This is a genomic window from Bacillus sp. FSL K6-1003 (assembly GCF_037964945.1).
In the GTDB taxonomy this organism is placed as follows: domain Bacteria; phylum Bacillota; class Bacilli; order Bacillales; family Bacillaceae; genus Bacillus; species Bacillus mojavensis.
On the sequence record NZ_CP150176.1, the window covers coordinates 1,291,343 to 1,310,209 of the forward strand.

Below are 18,867 nucleotides of genomic sequence, written 5' to 3' on the forward strand. Positions count from 1 at the left end.
TGATATAAAGGACGGAGGATATACGATGTCAAAACATATTGTCATTTTAGGCGCTGGTTATGGCGGTGTTCTTTCTGCTTTAACAGTTCGCAAACACTACACAAAAGAACAAGCACGCGTGACAGTGGTAAACAAATACCCAACTCACCAAATCATTACGGAATTACACCGTCTTGCAGCAGGCAACGTGTCTGAAAAAGCGGTTGCAATGCCGTTAGAAAAACTTTTCAAAGGCAAAGACATTGATCTTAAAATCGCCGAAGTCAGCTCTTTCTCTGTTGATAAAAAAGAGGTTGCGCTTGCTGACGGTTCTACATTAACTTACGATGCGCTAGTAGTAGGCCTTGGTTCTGTCACTGCTTACTTCGGCATCCCAGGACTTGAAGAAAACAGCATGGTTCTTAAATCTGCTGCTGATGCGAACAAAGTCTTCAAACATGTTGAAGACCGTGTGCGTGAGTACTCTAAAACGAAAAACGAAGCAGATGCAACAATCCTTATCGGCGGAGGCGGCTTAACAGGCGTTGAGCTTGTCGGTGAGCTTGCTGACATCATGCCGAACCTTGCGAAAAAATACGGCGTAGATCATAAAGAAATCAAATTGAAACTGGTTGAAGCAGGTCCGAAAATCCTTCCTGTTCTTCCGGATGATCTTATCGAACGTGCTACTGCAAGTCTTGAAAAACGCGGCGTTGAGTTCTTAACAGGCCTTCCTGTTACAAATGTAGAAGGAAACGTAATTGATCTGAAAGACGGATCAAAAGTGGTTGCCAACACATTTGTTTGGACTGGCGGCGTACAAGGTAACCCATTAGTAGGTGAATCAGGCCTTGAAGTGAACCGCGGACGTGCGACAGTAAATGACTTCCTGCAATCTACATCACATGAGGATGTATTCGTTGCTGGAGACAGCGCAGTTTACTTTGGTCCAGACGGCCGTCCATATCCGCCAACTGCACAAATCGCATGGCAAATGGGTGAGCTGATCGGTTACAACCTATTCGCTTACTTAGAAGGAAAAACACTTGAAACATTCCAGCCAGTAAACTCTGGTACACTTGCAAGTCTTGGACGCAAAGATGCGGTTGCCATCATTGGTGCTAATTCTACACCGCTTAAAGGTCTTCCTGCTTCCTTGATGAAAGAAGCAAGTAACGTTCGCTACTTAACACACATTAAAGGACTATTCAGCCTGGCTTACTAATCCTTTGTTGTGGTTCAGACATTGCCAAAGCGTTCCGTTCGGGATGCTTTCCGGCAATGTCTTTTTTATTTAGTTTGCTAACGTTAACATTTCATTTTCAAAAAAGAGATTGATCCCAGAGGAATATAAAGGTAAAATAAAACCATATCAAAATGTTAACGTTAACATTTTGAAATAGAATGAAAGACGGTGAGGACATGGAACCCTTTATGGGCGAAAATTTTTTGCTGAAAAATGAAACCGCTGTCAAACTTTATCATCATTATGCGAAAGACATGCCGATTATTGATTACCACTGCCACTTAAGCCCGAATGAAATCTATGAAAATAAGAGATTTCAAAACATCGCAGAAGCCTGGCTGTATGGAGACCATTACAAATGGCGCATCATGAGAGCCAATGGGATTGATGAGACATACATTACAGGCGATGCGACTGATGAGGAGAAATTTATGGCTTGGGCGAAAACCGTGCCGATGGCGATCGGCAATCCGCTCTACAATTGGACTCATTTAGAGCTGCAGCGTTTTTTTGGAATTTATGAGATTTTAAATGAGAAATCCGCGCCGGCTATATGGAAACGGACGAATGAACTGCTCCAAGGAGAAGGCTTCGGGGCAAGGGATTTTATTGTGAAATCCAATGTGAAAGTAGTATGCACAACCGATGACCCTGTCGATTCTCTCAAATACCACCTCTTATTAAAAGAGGAAAAAGATTTTCCTGTCAGTGTGCTGCCGGGATTTCGGCCGGATAAAGGGCTGGAAATCAATCGCGAAGGCTTCCCGGATTGGGTGCAGGCGCTTGAAAGGGCTGCGTCACTGTCGATTACAACCTATGATGAGTTTTTGAAGGCTCTTGAAGAACGAGTGCGTTTCTTCCATTCAGTCGGCGGCAGAGTATCTGATCATGCGATTGATTCAATGGTGTATGCCGAAACAGACAAAGAGGAAGCGGGCCTCATTTTTACCGCAAGATTAGACGGGGAACAGGTTTCTTGCGAAGATGAGAAGAAATTCAAGACATATACGCTTCAATTTCTTTGCGGATTGTATGCTGAGCTTGACTGGGCGATGCAGTTTCATATCAATGCACTCAGAAATACGAATACGAAAATGATGAAGAAATTGGGACCGGATACAGGCTATGATTCTATGAATGACGAAGAAATTGCGAAGCCTTTGTACAGGCTGCTGAACTCCGTCGAAATGAAAAACCAGCTGCCGAAAACGATTTTATATTCGCTCAATCCAAATGATAACTATGTCATTGCCAGCATGATCAATAGCTTTCAAGACGGCATCACGCCTGGGAAAATACAATTCGGCACAGCATGGTGGTTTAACGATTCCAAGGATGGGATGCTCGACCAAATGAAAGCGTTATCAAACGTCGGGCTTTTCAGCCGTTTTATCGGCATGCTGACTGATTCCAGAAGCTTTTTGTCGTATACACGCCATGAGTACTTCAGACGGATTGTCTGCAATCTGATCAGCGAATGGGCTGAAAACGGTGAAGTGCCGAAAGATATGGAGCTTCTTGGCGGTATCGTTCAAGGCATTTGCTATCACAATGCGAAACAATATTTTCAATTTCAAGAAGAAAAGGCAAACGTATAAAAGAGGTTCCGCTCAGAATAGTCTGGGTCATACTGAGCGGATATCTCACCGAAAATTCTTAAGACACAGAGGTGGAAGATGCGAGCAGAACTGGAAAATAAGGTTGTGTCGATTGAAACGGAGAAGAGGCTACCGCTGAAGGAGAAAATTTCCTATGGTTTTGGTGATTTTGGCAACGGTTTTATGTTTGATCTCGGTCAGATTTATTTATTGAAGTATTTCACTGATGTAGCGGGAATTCCGGCTGCAATGGCTGGGGGCATTTTTTTAGTCAGCAAGCTGTTTGCGGCGATTACAGATCCGATTGTCGGCTCATCAATTGATTATCGCAAAAATATCGGCAGGCGGGGGAAATTCAGGCCTTATTTATTAATCGGCAGTATTGTTCTTGCTGTGCTTACTGTTCTTATTTTTCTGTCCCCGAATGTATCAACGACAGGCAAGCTGATTTATGCGTATGCATCCTATATGCTGTGGGGCGTGGGCTATTCATTTGTAAACATTCCCTACGGCTCATTAGGAGCAGCGATGACTCAAAATACGGAAGATCGGACATCTATCTCTACTTTTCGCCAAATCGGCTCACTCGGGGCTTTGTTTATCACAAGCGTGGCCGTCATGCCGCTGCTCGTCAAGTTTGATAACCCGAAGGTAGGCTACCCGGTGGTCATGGGATTGTTTGCTGTTCTCGGTGTGCTTTGGTTTTATATTTGCTATCGCAACTGCAAGGAACGTATTGTTATTGCGGAAGCGCCAAAAGAGAAATTAACATTTTCATCTGTCGTCAAAACGTTTATAACGAACAAACCGCTGTTAACCCTTGTCCTGATGACCATTTTTTCGATTTCCGCATACAACATTAAATCCGCAATGCTCGTATACTTCGCACAATATAACCTAGGCAATGTCGAACTGATGGCTTATATGAACTTTATCATTATTGGTTCTTCCTTTTTGGGCGTTGTGTTTCTGCCAAAGCTCGTCAAGATGTTTGGAAAGAAACAAACCGCAATGATTGGTTTCGGCATCAGTGTTGCCGCTGACCTGATCAACTTTATGCTTCCTTCAAATGTATATGTGTTTACCATCCTTGCAAGCATCGCGTTTATCGGAATCAGTATTCCCAATGGCATTACGTGGGCGCTTGTCTCAGATATCATTGACTATGGCGAGTGGAAATCCGGTGAGCGGAAAGAAGCAACAACGTATTCCCTCTTTAACTTCTCCCGGAAGCTTGCCCAGTCATTGTCTGGATTTCTCTCCGGGATCGGATTGGGACTTGTCGGGTATATGCCGAACGTAGCCCAGACGGCACAGGCGCTGATCGGCATTAAAGCGCTTCTTCTTCTGTATCCCGCCATTGCTTTGGCATTAGCTATGATTATTATCGGTTTTCTTTATAAACTAACAGATCAGCAGCATGCCCAGATTGTCGAGGAGCTTCAGCATAGAAACTGATCAAACAATCCTATATAGAATATTTTGAATAGTTTGCAAGTAAAATAATTTGTAAGGGTTTTCGCTAAGTGATGAAACTGAAAGAAAGGAGGCTCTTTATTGAATACGGTAACGATTTCCGCTGAAGAAGCGAAGGAACTGGTTCAGCAAAAGCTGATCGGCGCCAATTTGAATGAACGAGATGCCGAAAAAGTAGCAGACGTGCTCGTACACGCTGATTTACGCAATGTAAATTCTCATGGTGTTTTGCGAACAGAACATTATGTGAACAGGCTCAGGGCTGGAGGCATCAATCCAAAAGCGCGTCCCATTTTTAAAGAAACGGGTCCGGTGACAGGAGTGCTGGACGGTGATGACGGGTTCGGCCATGTGATTGCCGATAAGGCGATGGCTCATGCCATTAAAATGGCAATGGAAAATGGTGTTGGCATGGTCACTGCGACAAACAGCAGCCATTGCGGAGCGTTAAGTTATTTTGTGCAAAAAGCGGCTGAGAAAAAACTGATCGGTATCGCTATGTCTCATACTGACAGTATTGTAGTTCCGTTTGGCGGGAGGTCTCCTTTTTTAGGCACGAATCCAATTGCTTATGGGGTGCCGGCAAAGCATAAAAAACCGTTTATCCTAGATATGGCGACGTCAAAAGTGGCATTTGGAAAGATTCTGCAGGCGCGTGAAGAGGGCACAGAAATACCAGAAGGGTGGGGAGTCGATGAAAGCGGAGAGACGGTAACAGACCCTCACAAGGTCGTCTCACTTTCAACCTTCGGGGGTCCTAAAGGCTACGGGCTATCTGTTGTGGTGGATGTGTTTTCAGGCTTGCTGGCTGGGGCGGCTTTTGGGCCGCATATCGCTAAAATGTATGGCGATCTTGATCAAAATAGGAAGCTTGGACATTATGTTTGCGCGATCCATCCGTCCTATTTTACCGGACAAGATATGTTTTTAGAGCAGATGGACGCCATGCTTGATGAACTGCAGCAATCACCTCCGGCTAGAGGAGTCGAGCGCGTCTATGTGCCTGGCGAATTGGAGCAGCTGCATGAGGAAAGAAACAGGAAGCACGGGATTTCAATTGCTCGGAGCGTGTATGAATTTTTAAAAAGCAGGTGAGAAAATGAAAGCGGTTCAAGTGCGAAAAGCGTATGATTTGGTGACAGCAGACATGAAAAAGCCTGTTCTTTCAATGGCTGATGAGGTGCTCGTCAAAGTAAAACGAGTCGGAATTTGCGGTTCTGACATGCATATTTATCATGGCACGAATCCGCTTGCGACCCTTCCGAGAGTAATCGGACACGAGGTAACGGGAGAGGTGGAGGAGGTTGGTGCGAATGTTAAAGGCCTGAAAGCCGGCGACCATGTTGTAATTGAACCGATTTCTTATTGCGGAAACTGTTATGCCTGCCGTAAAGGCCGGCCGAATGTTTGCGCGAAGCTTTCTGTGTTTGGCGTTCATGAAGATGGCGGGATGCGGGAATATGTTGTGCTTCCTGAAAAGCAGCTTCACGTCGTTTCAAAAGAGCTGCCCTGGGAGGAGGCAGTGATGGCCGAGCCTTATTCGATAGGTGCCCAAGCCGTTTGGCGTGGACAGGTAGAAAAGGGCGATCGCGTTCTGATTCAGGGAGCGGGGCCTATCGGCATTTGTGTGTTAAAAATGGCAAAGCTTGCGGGTGCTTCCGTCATGATAACCGACTTAAATAATGAGCGGCTGGCATTTGCCACTGAGAACGGTGCGGACGCTGTTGTGAATGTTCAAACAGAACATGCGGCTGAGCGGGTTCGGGAATGGACGGGAGGTGAAGGAGCCAATGTAGTCATTGATGCAGTCTGTCTCCCTGCGACTTTTGAGCTTTCTGTTGATGTCGTTTCTCCGGCAGGGCGTGTGGTGGTGCTTGGATTTGATGAGAGAGTGTCACATATTCCTCAGCTCCCCATTACAAAAAAAGAAGTCACGATTACCGGCTCAAGACTCCAGACAAATCAGTTTCCGAAGGTTGTAAAGCTGCTGAATGAAGGCCGGTTAGCGCATAACGGGCTCGTCACCCATACATTTTCAGTTGATGATGTCCATCACGCGTTTCAATTTATCAAGGAGCATCCCGACCAGGTGCGGAAGGCAGTGATCACATTTGATTAAAAGGCTCAATTCGGAGGTGCAGGATGAATTTTACATTTCGATGGTATGGACGAGGCAATGATATAGTCACACTTGAACATGTGAAACAAATTCCCGGGGTGAAAGGCATCGTCTGGGCCCTCCATCACAAACCTGTTGGGGAAGTGTGGGAAATAGAAGAAATTAAAGCCGAGACGGAATATATACAATCCCATGGTTTTCATGCGGAGGTTGTCGAAAGCGTAAACGTTCATGAAGCGATTAAACTGGGCAGCGAAGAACGCGGTCGGTACATTGAACATTATAAGCAGACCATCCGCAATCTGTCTGCTTTTGGCGTGAAAGTGATTTGCTACAATTTTATGCCGATTTTCGACTGGACGCGCACCGACATGTTCCGTCCGCTGGAGGACGGCTCAACCGCTCTGTTTTTTGAGAAAGCCAAAGTGGAGAGCTTGGAGCCTGAAGAGCTGATCCGGACGGTGGAAGAAGCGTCTGACCTGACACTCCCGGGGTGGGAGCCTGAAAAAATGGCTCAGATCAAAGAACTGTTTGAGGCCTACAGGGCGGTCGATGAAGAACAGCTCTGGAACAATTTATCGTTCTTTTTGAAGGAAATTCTGCCGGTTGCTGAAGCGCACGGCATTCAAATGGCCATTCATCCGGATGACCCGCCTTGGCCGATTTTTGGATTGCCGCGTATTATCACAGGAGAGGCAAGCTATGAGAAGCTGCGGGCCATATCAGATTCACCTTCTAACTGCATCACCTTATGTACCGGTTCAATGGGAGCCAATCCCGCCAATGATATGGTGGAAATTGCTAAAACATATGCCGGACTCGCTCCATTTTCACACATCCGCAATGTGAAGATCTTTGAAAATGGCGATTTTATTGAAACATCTCATCTGACAAAGGACGGTTCGATTAATATTCAAAGTGTTATGGCAGAACTGCACAAGCAGGGTTACAACGGATATGTCAGGCCGGATCACGGTCGCCATATTTGGGGAGAGCAATGCCGTCCAGGCTACGGTTTATATGATCGCGCTTTAGGCATCATGTATTTGAACGGACTGTGGGACGCGTACGAATCAATGGCGAAAAAAGAGGTGGAATTATGATTCCTCTTCATCATCGGCTGGCAGGTAAAGTTGCTGTTATCACAGGCGGTAGCGGTGTGCTCTGCTCGGCAATGGCACGGGAGCTTGCCCGCCATGGTATGAAGGTGGCGATACTGAACCGGTCAGCTGAAACAGGCCAAGAGGTTGTGCAGGACATTACAGAAGCTGGCGGTACGGCATATTCCGTTTCTGCTGATGTGCTGGACAGGACGTCGCTTGAGAAGGCGAAGACTGAAATTCTTGGCCGATTTGGCGCTGTCAATTTGTTAATTAACGGAGCAGGAGGAAATCATCCCGCTGCGATTACTGATGTGGAGACATATGATGACGAGGGAGAAGGGCAATCATTCTTTGACATGGATGAAAATGGTTTTTCAACTGTTTTCTCAACCAACTTCACTGGGGCATTTCTGGCTACCCAAGTGTTTGGAAAGGAACTGCTGAAGGCAGACTCACCGGCCATTGTAAATATCTCATCAATGAGCGCTTATTCACCTATGACGAAGGTCCCGGCGTATAGTGCGGCCAAGGCATCAATCAATAACTTTACAATGTGGCTGGCTGTTCATTTTGCGGAAACCGGACTGCGGGTTAACGCAATCGCACCAGGCTTTTTTCTGACAAAACAAAATCACGATCTGCTGATCAATAAGGATGGAAGCTTTACAGACCGCTCTAAAAAGATTATTGCGGGAACACCGATGAAGCGCTTTGGAAAACCAGAGGACCTGCTCGGCACGCTTCTTTGGCTGGCGGATGATTCCTATTCAGGCTTTGTCACCGGCATCACCGTTCCTGTCGATGGAGGATTTATGGCTTATTCAGGAGTGTGACGAAAGCAGCTACAGATACTGAACCAACATAGGGGTGAGGTTGAGATGTTTTCAAAAGATAAGCTTCCAGTCATCCTTTTTTTGTTCCTGGCTGGTGTAATTAACTATCTGGACCGTTCGGCATTATCCATTGCAGCTCCATTCATCCAGGATGATCTCACACTGTCCGCTACACAAATGGGCTTGATTTTCAGCAGTTTTTCGATTGGATATGCCGTTTTCAATTTTCTTGGCGGTGTGGCATCTGACCGCTATGGAGCAAAACTGACCTTATTTGTGGCCATGGTCGTTTGGTCGCTGTTCAGCGGAGCAGTTGCTTTGGCTTTTGGCTTTGTCAGCCTGCTGATCATACGAATTTTGTTTGGAATGGGGGAAGGGCCGCTTTCGGCGACCATCAATAAAATGGTCAATAACTGGTTCCCGCCGACTCAGCGGGCGTCTGTTGTCGGAGTCACAAATAGCGGAACGCCCCTTGGCGGTGCCATTTCCGGCCCAATTGTCGGCATGATCGCCGTTGCATTCAGCTGGAAGGTTTCCTTCGTCCTGATCATGATCATCGGATTGATTTGGGCATTGCTCTGGTTAAAATTCGTAAAAGAAAAGCCGGCTGAGCCAATGGGCAATGCACCTGCGATGAAAGTAGAAGCCGCTTCCGAGGAAAAAATTCCGCTGACCTTTTATCTGAAACAAAAAACAGTTCTGTTCACGGCGTTTGCTTTTTTCGCTTACAACTACATCCTTTTCTTCTTTTTGACGTGGTTTCCGAGCTATCTTGTCGAGGAGCGGGGATTAAGTGTTGGGTCAATGAGTGTCATTACAGTCATTCCGTGGATTTTAGGATTTATCGGCCTGGCAGCCGGGGGATTTGTTTCTGATTATGTATACAAAAAAACAGTCCGGAAAGGCGTGCTGTTTTCGCGTAAAGTCGTGCTTGTCACGTGTTTGTTTTCTTCCGCGGTATTGATTGGTTTGGCTGGGCTTGTCACCACAACTGTAAGCGCTGTTACGCTCGTGGCTCTGTCCGTCTTCTTTTTATATTTGACGGGTGCGATCTACTGGGCTGTTATTCAGGATGTAGTCGATCAAAAGAATGTCGGTTCTGTTGGCGGATTCATGCATTTTCTCGCCAACACCGCAGGCATCATCGGTCCCGCTTTGACTGGCTTTATTGTTGACCGGACAGGGACTTTTTCTGGCGCATTTTTACTTGCCGGAGGGCTGGCCGTATTCGCTTCGCTGGCTGTCATCCGTTTTGTGCGGCCGATCATCAGCAGCACTGCCGGAACGCATGCTGATGATACGGTTTCTTATTAATCTGGAAATATGGTGGGAGAGGCGGTGTGTTTGATGATACAATATGTAATAACTAATCGCAGCCGGTATGATAAGGAAGGGAAATAGATGGTAACCATTAAAGATATCGCAAAACTTGCAAACGTATCCCATACAACCGTTTCCAGAGCACTCAATAACAGCCCTTATATTAAAGAACACACGAAGAAAAAAATATTGGAGCTTGCATCCCAGCTCAACTATACACCGAATGTGAATGCGAAAAGCCTTGCAATGCAAAAATCCCATACGATCGGGCTTTTCTTTACAAGCATCACAAACGGAACCTCACACAGTTTTTTCGCTGATACCATAAAAGGCGTAAACCAGGCGATCAGCGAGGAGTACAACCTGTATGTGCGCGGCATTGATGATCTAAAAAGCTATGATTCTGTAACACCAATGAGATATGACGGCATTATTTTAATGAGTCAAAGTGATATTGATAATTCTTTTATTTATCATATTCAGGAAAAAAAGATCCCGCTCGTCGTGCTGAACCGGGATATCGATGACAGGAGCATTACCAACATATTGTCCAATGACAAGGAAGGTTCTCAGGAAGCTGTAGAATACTTGATTAAAAACGGACATCAGGACATCGCAATCATTGAGGGAATCGAAGGATTTAAATCCTCTCAGCAACGAAAGGAAGGCTACTTAGCGGCGCTGATTCGCCATCATATCCCAATTAAACATGAATACAGTGTAAAAGGGCAATACGATATGGAGAGCGGCTTTCAGGCGATGGAACGTTTGCTGGCGCTTCCGAACACGCCAACCGCTGTCTTTTGTTCGAATGATGACATGGCGATCGGAGCAATGAATGCCATATTTGCCAAGGGGATGCGCGTGCCTGATGATATATCTGTCATCGGATTTGATGATATTGGTTTTTCGCAATATATTACGCCAAGGCTTTCTACAGTGAAACGTCCTGTCGAGAAAATCAGCGTGCTCGGTGCAAAAAAATTATTGGCGCTGATCAGCACACCTGATACAAAAGCAGAAAAAATCTTTGAAAACACAGAGTTTATGGTGCGTGACTCTGTAAAAAATGTCACGACATGATGCCCCGTTTTTCCAGCGGGCATTCTTTATACAGAAAAATGTTAACGTGTGCATAAATCTGAAAGGGAGGCAATGACGGTGCAAAAGCTGAATAAAAAATTGTACGAAGGCTATACACAGTATCCAGAAAGAATTCTCCAATTTGGGGAAGGGAATTTTCTGCGGGCGTTTGTCGATTGGCAAATTGAACAATTGAATCGGCATACTGATTTCAATGGAAGTGTCGCAGTTGTACAGCCGAGAGGCTCAGAGAAAATCAATAGATTAAATGACCAGGATGGCTTATATACTCTTTTTTTACAGGGAATGAAGGATGGGGAAGCGGTAAACGAAAAGACGATTATCAATTCAATCAGCCGCGGGATTGATCTGTTTTCCGACTATGACGAGTTCAAAAAGCTGGCTTCAAGCGAAGAGCTGCGTTTTATCATTTCTAATACGACCGAAGCTGGTATTGTTTGTGAGAAAGAAGACCGCTTAGAGGATAGGCCGCAAAAAACATTTCCAGGGAAATTAACAGCTTTTCTGTACTTTCGCTACCAGGCTTTTGCCGGAGACGAGACAAAAGGGTGTGTCTTGATTCCATGTGAGCTGATTGAAAATAACGGACAAAAGCTAAAGGAAGCGGTTCTGCATTATGCTGATCTATGGGAGCTGGAAGAGGGGTTTACGCAATGGATTCAGAACGCCAACACGTTTTGTCATAGTTTAGTAGACCGCATTGTTCCCGGTTATCCTGTAGACAGCATTGATGAGATCACTGGGGAATTAGGCTATCAAGATGAATTGGTTGTTGTGGGAGAACAGTATTATTTATGGGTGATTGAAGGGCCGAATTGGATTGAAGAAGAATTGCCCTTTGCGGCAGCCGGTCTCCATACAAAGATTGTCAGTGATCTGACCCCATATCGGACGAAAAAAGTGAGAATTTTAAATGGCGCGCATACGGCAATGACGCCAGTGGCTTCTTTATACGGTTTGAAAACGGTGCGTGATTCAGTTGAACATCCGGCAGTGGGGCGCTTTGTTGAGGAACTGATTCATGATGAAATACTTCCTGTTTTGAAAATGGAAGGGCTTACTCAATATGCGGAGGATGTGCTGAATCGCTTTAAAAACCCGTACATCAAACATTATGTAGAAAGCATCGCACTGAATTCAGTGTCGAAATTCAAAACGAGAAACCTGCCGACCCTTCAGGAATATGTTGAACAGAAGGGACAGCTTCCTGCACGTTTAGTGTTTTCATTCAGCGCGCTTCTGTATAGTTATCGAAATAGGGAAATGCAGGATGACCCGGCTGTTCTTCGATTTTTCCAAGAGGTTTGGAATCAGGAGACCGGAGATATGCTCCGTATCGCTTCAGCCTTATTAGGAGAACAATGGCTGTGGGGAGCAAATCTGAATGAGATTCCGAAGCTGACTGAGAGAGTCGCTGAGTACTTGAATCATATTCATGAACTGGGAATGGAGCGGGCTCTTGAACAATGCTGTCTGCAAAGGGGGAAAGTGCTGTGAAATCATTTATAAAGATTCATAGACAGGATAATGTTTTGCTTGCTCTGCGTGATATTCAGAAGGGAGAGCGGCTGAATGCGGGCGGCGTGATGATTGAAGTAAAAGATGATATTAAAAGAGGCCATAAGATTGCATTGCAGCATATAAAGGAAAATGACAGCATCATCAAATACGGGTTTCCGATCGGGCATGCGTTAAAAGATATTTTTATTGGAGAGCATATTCATGTTCATAATACAAAAACAAATTTATCTGATATTCAAACGTACAGTTATACACCGAGATTTGAAAAAAATCCATACACGCATGAGAACCGGACATTTAAAGGATATAGAAGAGAAAACGGAAATGCCGGTGTCCGCAATGAATTGTGGATCGTGCCAACCGTCGGCTGTGTCAATGGAATTGCCGAAAAAATGCTTCAGCGGTTTGTCAGAGAAACGGGAGATATTGCCCCGTTTGACAATGTGTTAGTGTTAAAACATCAATACGGATGCTCACAGCTTGGCGATGATCATGAAAATACTAGGCAAATCCTGCTGAACGCCATTCGCCATCCAAATGCCGGCGGTGTCTTGGTGCTGGGGCTCGGCTGTGAAAATAACGAGCTGGCATCAATGAAAAAAGCGCTTCAGGATGTCAACAAGGATCGGGTGAAGTTTCTCGAATCCCAGTCGGTGACAGACGAAATGGAGGCAGGTGTCGCATTGCTGAAGGACATTCATGAAGCCGCCAAAGGGGATAAACGGGAAGACATCCCGCTTTCTGAACTGAAAATAGGGTTGAAATGCGGGGGATCTGACGGTTTTTCCGGCATCACAGCGAACCCATTGCTCGGACGGTTTTCTGATTATATCATCGCGCAAGGGGGCAGCACGGTTCTGACGGAGGTACCGGAGATGTTCGGTGCGGAAACGCTGCTGATGCAGCGGGCTGCCAATGAAGAGGTATTCCATAAGATTGTCGATTTAATCAATGATTTTAAACAATATTTTATTCAGCATGATCAGCCGGTGTACGAAAACCCTTCGCCAGGCAACAAAGCAGGCGGCATTTCCACCCTTGAGGATAAATCGCTGGGCTGCACGCAAAAAGCGGGGATTTCTCCTGTCTCAGATGTATTAAAATACGGAGAAGTGCTTAAGACAAACGGACTGACGCTTTTGAGCGCGCCTGGCAATGATTTAATCGCTTCCTCCGCATTGGCTGCGGCGGGCTGCCACATTGTCCTGTTTACAACTGGGCGAGGTACGCCGTTCGGCACTTTTGTTCCAACGGTAAAGGTGGCGACGAATACACAGCTGTACGAGACGAAGCCGCACTGGATTGATTTTAACGCAGGTCTCTTAGCAGAGGATGATGTTCATGAAGAATTTGTGCTTCGAGAGTTTATCGATTACATCACGAAGGTTGCAAGCGGAGAGCTTGTGAATCACGAAAAAAATGACTTCAGAGAGCTTGCTATTTTTAAATCGGGTGTGACGCTATAACAAGAAAGGCTATCCTGTAAAGGATAGCCTTTCTTGATTAAATCAGCTTTAATCCGCTGATTAAGATAATGGATGCCATAATAAATTGCAGCGGACGGGGTGAAAATCTAGGTGAGAGATGACTGCCAACCAGCACCCCCGGAATGGAACCGATAAGCAAATTGGCCGCTAACAAATAATCAACGCTCCCGAAGCTTGCGTTTAAAATACCTGCCGCAGTAACGAGCAGAAAAGCATGCGCAATATCGGTTCCGACAATGTCGGATGTTTTCATTTTAAATAAGTACAGCATAGCAATCGCAAACAACGAGCCGGAACCGATCGATGTTAAGCCGACGATAAATCCAAACACGACACCGATTAGAATCGTAAGCATTCGCTTATCTTCTAGCGGCATCAGCTGCCAGCGGTTCGGGCGAAGTTTTTTGTCCAGAAACAGGCGGACGATGATCGAAATGGCAACTAGGGTCAGAACATAACCAAGAGCGTGTTTAATAATCTCTTCCTGATGCTGGTGGAAGGCGGGAAACAAATGAAGTATGCCAATGGCTATAGAAGCACTCGGAATACTGCCGATGGCTAAGTATTTTACCAATTTAAAATTGATTGTTTTCTGCCGCCAATGGGACGCAACGCCAAACAGCTTGGTGATTGAGTTATAGACAAGGTCCGTGCCGACCGCTATGGAAGGATTGATTCCAAGCACTATTAAAAGAGGAGTTAAAAGCGCAGCTCCGCCTACACCTGTCAATCCGACTAAGACACCGACTAACAAACCCATCAAAATGATGCTAACACTCATGATAAAGGCCTCCTGAAAACCCGACTATTTTTATCAGATTATATATGATTAGGTCGCTTTAATCAATTAAATTTTTTGAATATTTGTACGGATGCTTCTATGATTTTTGTATGCTCAATATCTTTATTCATTTGCCCCATAATGAGTGTCAGGACGAGATGGGAGTAAGTTTGACCGGTTAAAACAGGTCATTCGGGTCGGTATTTGGTTGAATTAGGTCAACCATTCAGCCATCTTTGTGCCAATACCTGCTGTCACTGGGAATCGAGGTGTGAATTGGATGCGGTAGGAAACGAAGGCAATAAAAAAGATACCTTTAGGTCAGGTATCTTTTTTTAGGTTACATACGCTGCTGATAAAACGGCAGCTCCGTATGGCCCATTTCTCTTACATAAACAAACAGGTTGCCTTTATGGTGAATTTCATGCTCTAGCGCAAGCTGAAGCAATGCGCTGCCAGTGAATTTTCTTCCGAAAGCAGCTGTCAAATCAATTTCTCTGTTAAGGTGTTCCTCAGTCAGCTGTTCAAGGATGGCAGCCGTTTTTTCTGTATACGTTTTAGCCAAAACATTGAGATCCGTTTCCGTTTCTTCCTGCTGGTTTTGAAAAGGTGAGGCATTGCCTTCTTTAATGACATTTGCGAACAGATAGAAAGACGTCAGGATGTGCTTGACAAGCTCTTCTGCTGACATTGATGTTTCCGTCGGTTTGTAGCTGTAATGGTCTTTGCTGATTTTTTCTGTCAGCTCAATCGTCACATTGCGATGTGACAAAAAGTGACTCACAATTTGAGTGGATTGGGTCAATAGAATCTCCTCCATATTCAAAATAAATGTTGCAATGAAATCCTATATCAATGGGCATAAATTAACAAGCAATATGCTAAGAATTGATTGTTATTCTTGCGGTTAGCCGAAATTCGACAATTGCGGTCTTTTTGCGTTCTTCTTTTTCTTGTAAATATGATAAAATATGACATATCTCGGGTATATAAAAGGGGGGATTAATTGAGGATGAAGCAGACTATTCCGTCCTCTTATGTCGGGCTTAAAATTAATGAATGGTATACCCATATCCGGCAGTTTCACGTAGCTGAAGCAGAACGGGTCAAGCTCGAAGTAGAAAGAGAAATCGAGGATATGGAAGAAGATCAAGATTTACTGCTGTATTATTCTCTAATGGAATTTAGGCACCGTGTTATGCTGGATTACATTAAGCCTTTTGGAGAGGACACCTCACAGCTAGAGTTTTCAGAATTATTAGAAGACATCGAAGGGAATCAGTACAAGCTGACAGGACTGCTCGAGTACTACTTTAACTTTTTTCGCGGGATGTATGAATTTAAGCAGAAAATGTTTGTCAGTGCCATGATGTACTATAAGAGGGCAGAAAAGAACCTTGCCCTTGTGTCAGACGACATTGAAAAAGCTGAATTTGCTTTTAAAATGGCTGAGATCTTTTACAATTTAAAGCAGACGTATGTCTCTATGAGCTATGCCGTTCAGGCGTTAGAAACGTATCAGATGTATGAAACGTACACTGTCCGCAGAATCCAATGTGAATTCGTTATTGCAGGTAATTATGATGATATGCAGTATCCAGAAAGAGCATTGCCCCATTTAGAACTGGCTTTAGATCTTGCAAAGAAAGAAGGCAATCCCCGCCTGATCAGTTCGGCCCTTTACAATCTCGGAAACTGTTACGAGAAAATGGGTGAACTGCAAAAGGCAGCCGTATACTTTGAGAAATCTGTTTCTATTTGCAAGTCGGAAAAGTTCGATAATCTTCCGCATTCTATCTACTCATTAACACAAGTTCTGTATAAACAAAAAAATGATGCCGAGGCGCAAAAGCAATATCGTGAAGGATTGGAAATCGCCCGTCAGTATAGTGATGAATTATTCGTGGAGCTTTTTCAATTTTTACATGCGTTATACGGAAAAAACATTGACACAGAATCAGTCTCACACACCTTTCAATTTCTCGAAGAACATATGCTGTATCCTTATATTGAAGAGCTGGCGCATGATGCTGCCCAATTCTATATAGAAAACGGACAGCCTGAAAAAGCACTTTCCTTTTATGAGAAAATGGTGCACGCACAAAAACAAATCCAGAGAGGAGATTGTTTATATGAAATCTAAATGGATGTCAGGTTTGTTAATCGTTGCGGTCGTGTTCAGCTTTACTCAGGAGATGGTCCATGCAGGAGAAACAGCGGATACAGAGGGAAAAACATTTCATATTGCGGCACGTAATCAAACATGATGATAACGAAAAAAACCCCTCCGGTTGCGGAAGGGTCTTTTTTATTTTAGCTTCCATTCCTTAATGGCCAGCTTTAGAGGACCCGCTGGACACCAATGGATTAGCTTGTCCGATTTCGCGCGCCTCAGCCCGCTTTGATGACGTAGGCTCTGCAAGGCGTCGCTGAATGGCCCGAACATTATTAAGCGTTTTTGAGCTTGTAAGCGGTTTAAAAACTCGTAGTGTCCGGCTGCGAAGGTGACGGAAGACACAATATTTTCGTCCTACGAATGCCACCTATTAATGAAAAAAGAAAAAGGAGAGATGATAGTGAGCATTCAAGTGAAGAAAAATTTGGTTTCTGAGGCGAAGTACGCGCTGAAATGCCCGAATGCGATGTCCGCTGAATATATTACCATTCACAACACGGCCAACGACGCGTCCGCTGCCAATGAAATCAGCTACATGATCGGCAACACCAGCTCGACAAGCTTTCATTTCGCGGTTGACGATAAAGAGGTGATTCAAGGACTGCCGCTTAACCGTAACGCTTGGCATACTGGTGACGGGACAAACGGTACAGGCAACCGCAAGTCGATCGGCGTTGAAATTTGCTACAGCAAATCGGGAGGCCCAAAGTACGAGGCAGCCGAGGCATTGGCGATCTCTTTTGTGGCACAGCTTTTGAAGGAGCGGGGCTGGGGAATTGACCGTGTCAGAAAGCACCAAGACTGGAACCGTAAATACTGTCCGCACCGCATTTTATCAGAGGGGCGCTGGGAGCAAGTCAAGGCGGCAATTGAAAAGGAATTAAACGGTGGCGTATCAGCGAAAAAAGCTTCATCTTCTGCGCAAGTGTATTATGTGAAAAAAGGAGATACGCTGTCCGGCATTGCAGCATCACATGGTGTGAGTGTGAAAACACTGCAAAGCTTCAATCACATTACTGATCCAAATCTCATTAAAGTCGGACAAGAGATCAAGCTTTCCGGGACCGCTTCTTCTAAAAGCCATGCCCCATCCTCATACCCGCTGCCATCCGGGGTTATCAAAGTAACGAGCCCGCTGACAAAAGGCACAAAAGTAAAGCAGGTGCAAACTGCACTGGCAGCTCTATATTTTTATCCTGATAAAGGGGCGAAGAATCATGGGGTGGACGGTGTATATGGGCCAAAAACAGCAAATGCTGTGAAACGCTTTCAATCTGTCAGCGGTTTAACGGCAGACGGCATTTACGGGCCGAAAACGAAAGCCAAAATGGAACAAAAACTATAATGAAAAAAGGAAGCTTCACCTGAATGGAGCTTCCTTTTTCATCTTACATAAACGCAGTGAGAACCTCTTGAATATCAGATATACTTTTAGACTGATTTGGCACAGCAGGGGAGTGCCGCGCCACAAAAGGATTTAAGTGTTATTGACAATTTCCTAGGCTTAAAGCTGCCAAGGAAATCTAGAGAAGCAACAATCTTTGAGCATTAACACAGAAAAAAAAAGACCCGGTAATTACCGGGGAAAATAAATAGAAAGTTAAAGGTTTAGTGATATTTTTTATATTCTACTTTGTAATCATAGTCATGCTTGTCATGATCATAACACTTTTTGCCATGGTCATAATATTTTTTATCATGGTCATAGCACTTTTTGTCGCAATCGTAATCTTTCTCATGATCATCATAATACTTTTTATCATGGTCATAATACTTCTTATAATATTTCTTTTTGTAAGTGTAATACTCTTCTTTATATTTTTTATAATAACCCATGCTTACTCCTCCTTTAATGTTTGATCAGTTTTATTATATGAATTCAAAAAGAGATGGTATGGTCATATGTATTCGTCATTAAAAAAAGGCTGTTTTAAATAGATAGCGTGCCAGCTTACATCAGTTTGTTAAAAGGTTTGGCAAGCATGAAGACATAAAATAGAAAGTCTGCTGAATAAACGTAATAATAGTTTAGCCTCGTTTGAGTAAACATGTTTTCCGCCTTGTAACTTGATATGCTTGTGTACGATTGTTTTTTGCCGAGTAATCCACCTGTTGATCGACCGT

The 18,867-nt window shown here is 44.5% G+C and carries 17 protein-coding genes and 1 pseudogene; 14 read left to right on the forward strand and 4 right to left on the reverse strand.

What is annotated here, in order from left to right; translation table 11 throughout:
• Positions 1-25 precede the first annotated feature (25 nt).
• The 11 genes from NSU16_RS06670 to NSU16_RS06720 all read left to right on the forward strand — a co-directional run bounded on the left by NSU16_RS06670 (position 26) and on the right by NSU16_RS06720 (position 13,765).
• Positions 26-1,204: an NAD(P)/FAD-dependent oxidoreductase gene (locus tag NSU16_RS06670; protein ID WP_010333868.1), complete on the forward strand. Its 1,179-nt coding sequence runs from the start codon at positions 26-28 to the stop codon at positions 1,202-1,204.
• 197 nt (positions 1,205-1,401) lie between these two features.
• Positions 1,402-2,823 carry a glucuronate isomerase gene (gene uxaC / locus NSU16_RS06675; RefSeq protein WP_339192368.1) on the forward strand — a complete coding sequence of 474 codons (1,422 nt, stop codon included), beginning with the start codon at positions 1,402-1,404 and terminating at the stop codon, positions 2,821-2,823.
• A 78-nt stretch (positions 2,824-2,901) separates the two neighbouring features.
• The gene (locus NSU16_RS06680) at positions 2,902-4,281 is read left to right on the forward strand and encodes an MFS transporter (RefSeq protein ID WP_029441212.1); all 1,380 of its coding nucleotides are present in this window, start codon (positions 2,902-2,904) and stop codon (positions 4,279-4,281) included.
• Between the two features lie 99 nt (positions 4,282-4,380).
• The gene (allD, locus tag NSU16_RS06685; protein ID WP_339192370.1) at positions 4,381-5,394 is read left to right on the forward strand and encodes an ureidoglycolate dehydrogenase; all 1,014 of its coding nucleotides are present in this window, start codon (positions 4,381-4,383) and stop codon (positions 5,392-5,394) included.
• A gap of 4 nt (positions 5,395-5,398) precedes the next feature.
• Entirely contained in the window at positions 5,399-6,418 is a 1,020-nt protein-coding gene (locus NSU16_RS06690) for a zinc-binding alcohol dehydrogenase family protein (protein WP_268448564.1), read from the forward strand.
• Positions 6,419-6,441: 23 nt separating this feature from the next.
• Positions 6,442-7,521 carry a mannonate dehydratase gene (gene uxuA, locus NSU16_RS06695; RefSeq protein WP_339192374.1) on the forward strand — a complete coding sequence of 360 codons (1,080 nt, stop codon included), beginning with the start codon at positions 6,442-6,444 and terminating at the stop codon, positions 7,519-7,521.
• On the forward strand, positions 7,518-8,354 hold the full coding sequence (locus NSU16_RS06700) for an SDR family oxidoreductase (protein WP_339192376.1): 837 nt from the start codon (positions 7,518-7,520) through the stop codon (positions 8,352-8,354). The genes uxuA and NSU16_RS06700 overlap by 4 nt, the downstream gene beginning before the upstream one ends.
• Positions 8,355-8,399: 45 nt before the next feature.
• Positions 8,400-9,668, forward strand: coding sequence for an MFS transporter (locus NSU16_RS06705; protein WP_010333874.1), 1,269 nt, complete (start codon positions 8,400-8,402; stop codon positions 9,666-9,668).
• An 87-nt stretch (positions 9,669-9,755) separates the two neighbouring features.
• Positions 9,756-10,757 (forward strand): LacI family DNA-binding transcriptional regulator, encoded by a 1,002-nt coding sequence (locus NSU16_RS06710; protein WP_339192377.1) that lies wholly within the window; start codon positions 9,756-9,758, stop codon positions 10,755-10,757.
• Positions 10,758-10,835: 78 nt separating this feature from the next.
• On the forward strand, positions 10,836-12,275 hold the full coding sequence (locus tag NSU16_RS06715) for a tagaturonate reductase (RefSeq protein ID WP_168747488.1): 1,440 nt from the start codon (positions 10,836-10,838) through the stop codon (positions 12,273-12,275).
• Positions 12,272-13,765 (forward strand): altronate dehydratase family protein, encoded by a 1,494-nt coding sequence (locus tag NSU16_RS06720; RefSeq protein WP_339192378.1) that lies wholly within the window; start codon positions 12,272-12,274, stop codon positions 13,763-13,765. Before NSU16_RS06715 ends, NSU16_RS06720 begins: the two co-directional genes overlap by 4 nt.
• Before the next feature lie 37 nt (positions 13,766-13,802).
• Here NSU16_RS06720 and NSU16_RS06725 read toward each other — a convergent pair whose 3' ends face one another.
• Together NSU16_RS06725 and NSU16_RS06730 are read right to left on the reverse strand one after the other, a co-directional pair.
• Complete coding sequence (locus tag NSU16_RS06725) at positions 13,803-14,567, reverse strand: sulfite exporter TauE/SafE family protein (protein ID WP_044156273.1); 765 nt, start codon at positions 14,565-14,567, stop codon at positions 13,803-13,805.
• 340 nt (positions 14,568-14,907) lie between these two features.
• Positions 14,908-15,372: a DinB family protein gene (locus NSU16_RS06730; protein WP_339192380.1), complete on the reverse strand. Its 465-nt coding sequence runs from the start codon at positions 15,370-15,372 to the stop codon at positions 14,908-14,910.
• 201 nt (positions 15,373-15,573) lie between these two features.
• On the opposite strand from NSU16_RS06730, the gene rapA reads away from it, so the two are divergent.
• On the forward strand, positions 15,574-16,710 hold the full coding sequence (gene rapA / locus NSU16_RS06735; RefSeq protein ID WP_168747490.1) for a response regulator aspartate phosphatase RapA: 1,137 nt from the start codon (positions 15,574-15,576) through the stop codon (positions 16,708-16,710).
• Positions 16,700-16,834 carry a phosphatase RapA inhibitor PhrA gene (phrA, locus tag NSU16_RS06740; RefSeq protein WP_010333880.1) on the forward strand — a complete coding sequence of 45 codons (135 nt, stop codon included), beginning with the start codon at positions 16,700-16,702 and terminating at the stop codon, positions 16,832-16,834. Before rapA ends, phrA begins: the two co-directional genes overlap by 11 nt.
• Positions 16,835-16,875: 41 nt before the next feature.
• On the opposite strand, the pseudogene NSU16_RS06745 reads toward phrA, so the two are convergent.
• A pseudogene (locus tag NSU16_RS06745) lies at positions 16,876-17,088 on the reverse strand (hypothetical protein).
• A 55-nt stretch (positions 17,089-17,143) separates the two neighbouring features.
• Here NSU16_RS06745 and NSU16_RS06750 point away from each other — a divergent pair.
• The gene (locus tag NSU16_RS06750) at positions 17,144-18,088 is read left to right on the forward strand and encodes an N-acetylmuramoyl-L-alanine amidase (protein ID WP_339192383.1); all 945 of its coding nucleotides are present in this window, start codon (positions 17,144-17,146) and stop codon (positions 18,086-18,088) included.
• A 263-nt stretch (positions 18,089-18,351) separates the two neighbouring features.
• On the opposite strand, the gene NSU16_RS06755 is transcribed toward NSU16_RS06750, so the two are convergent.
• On the reverse strand, positions 18,352-18,579 hold the full coding sequence (locus NSU16_RS06755) for a hypothetical protein (RefSeq protein ID WP_026014694.1): 228 nt from the start codon (positions 18,577-18,579) through the stop codon (positions 18,352-18,354).
• Positions 18,580-18,867 lie beyond the last annotated feature (288 nt).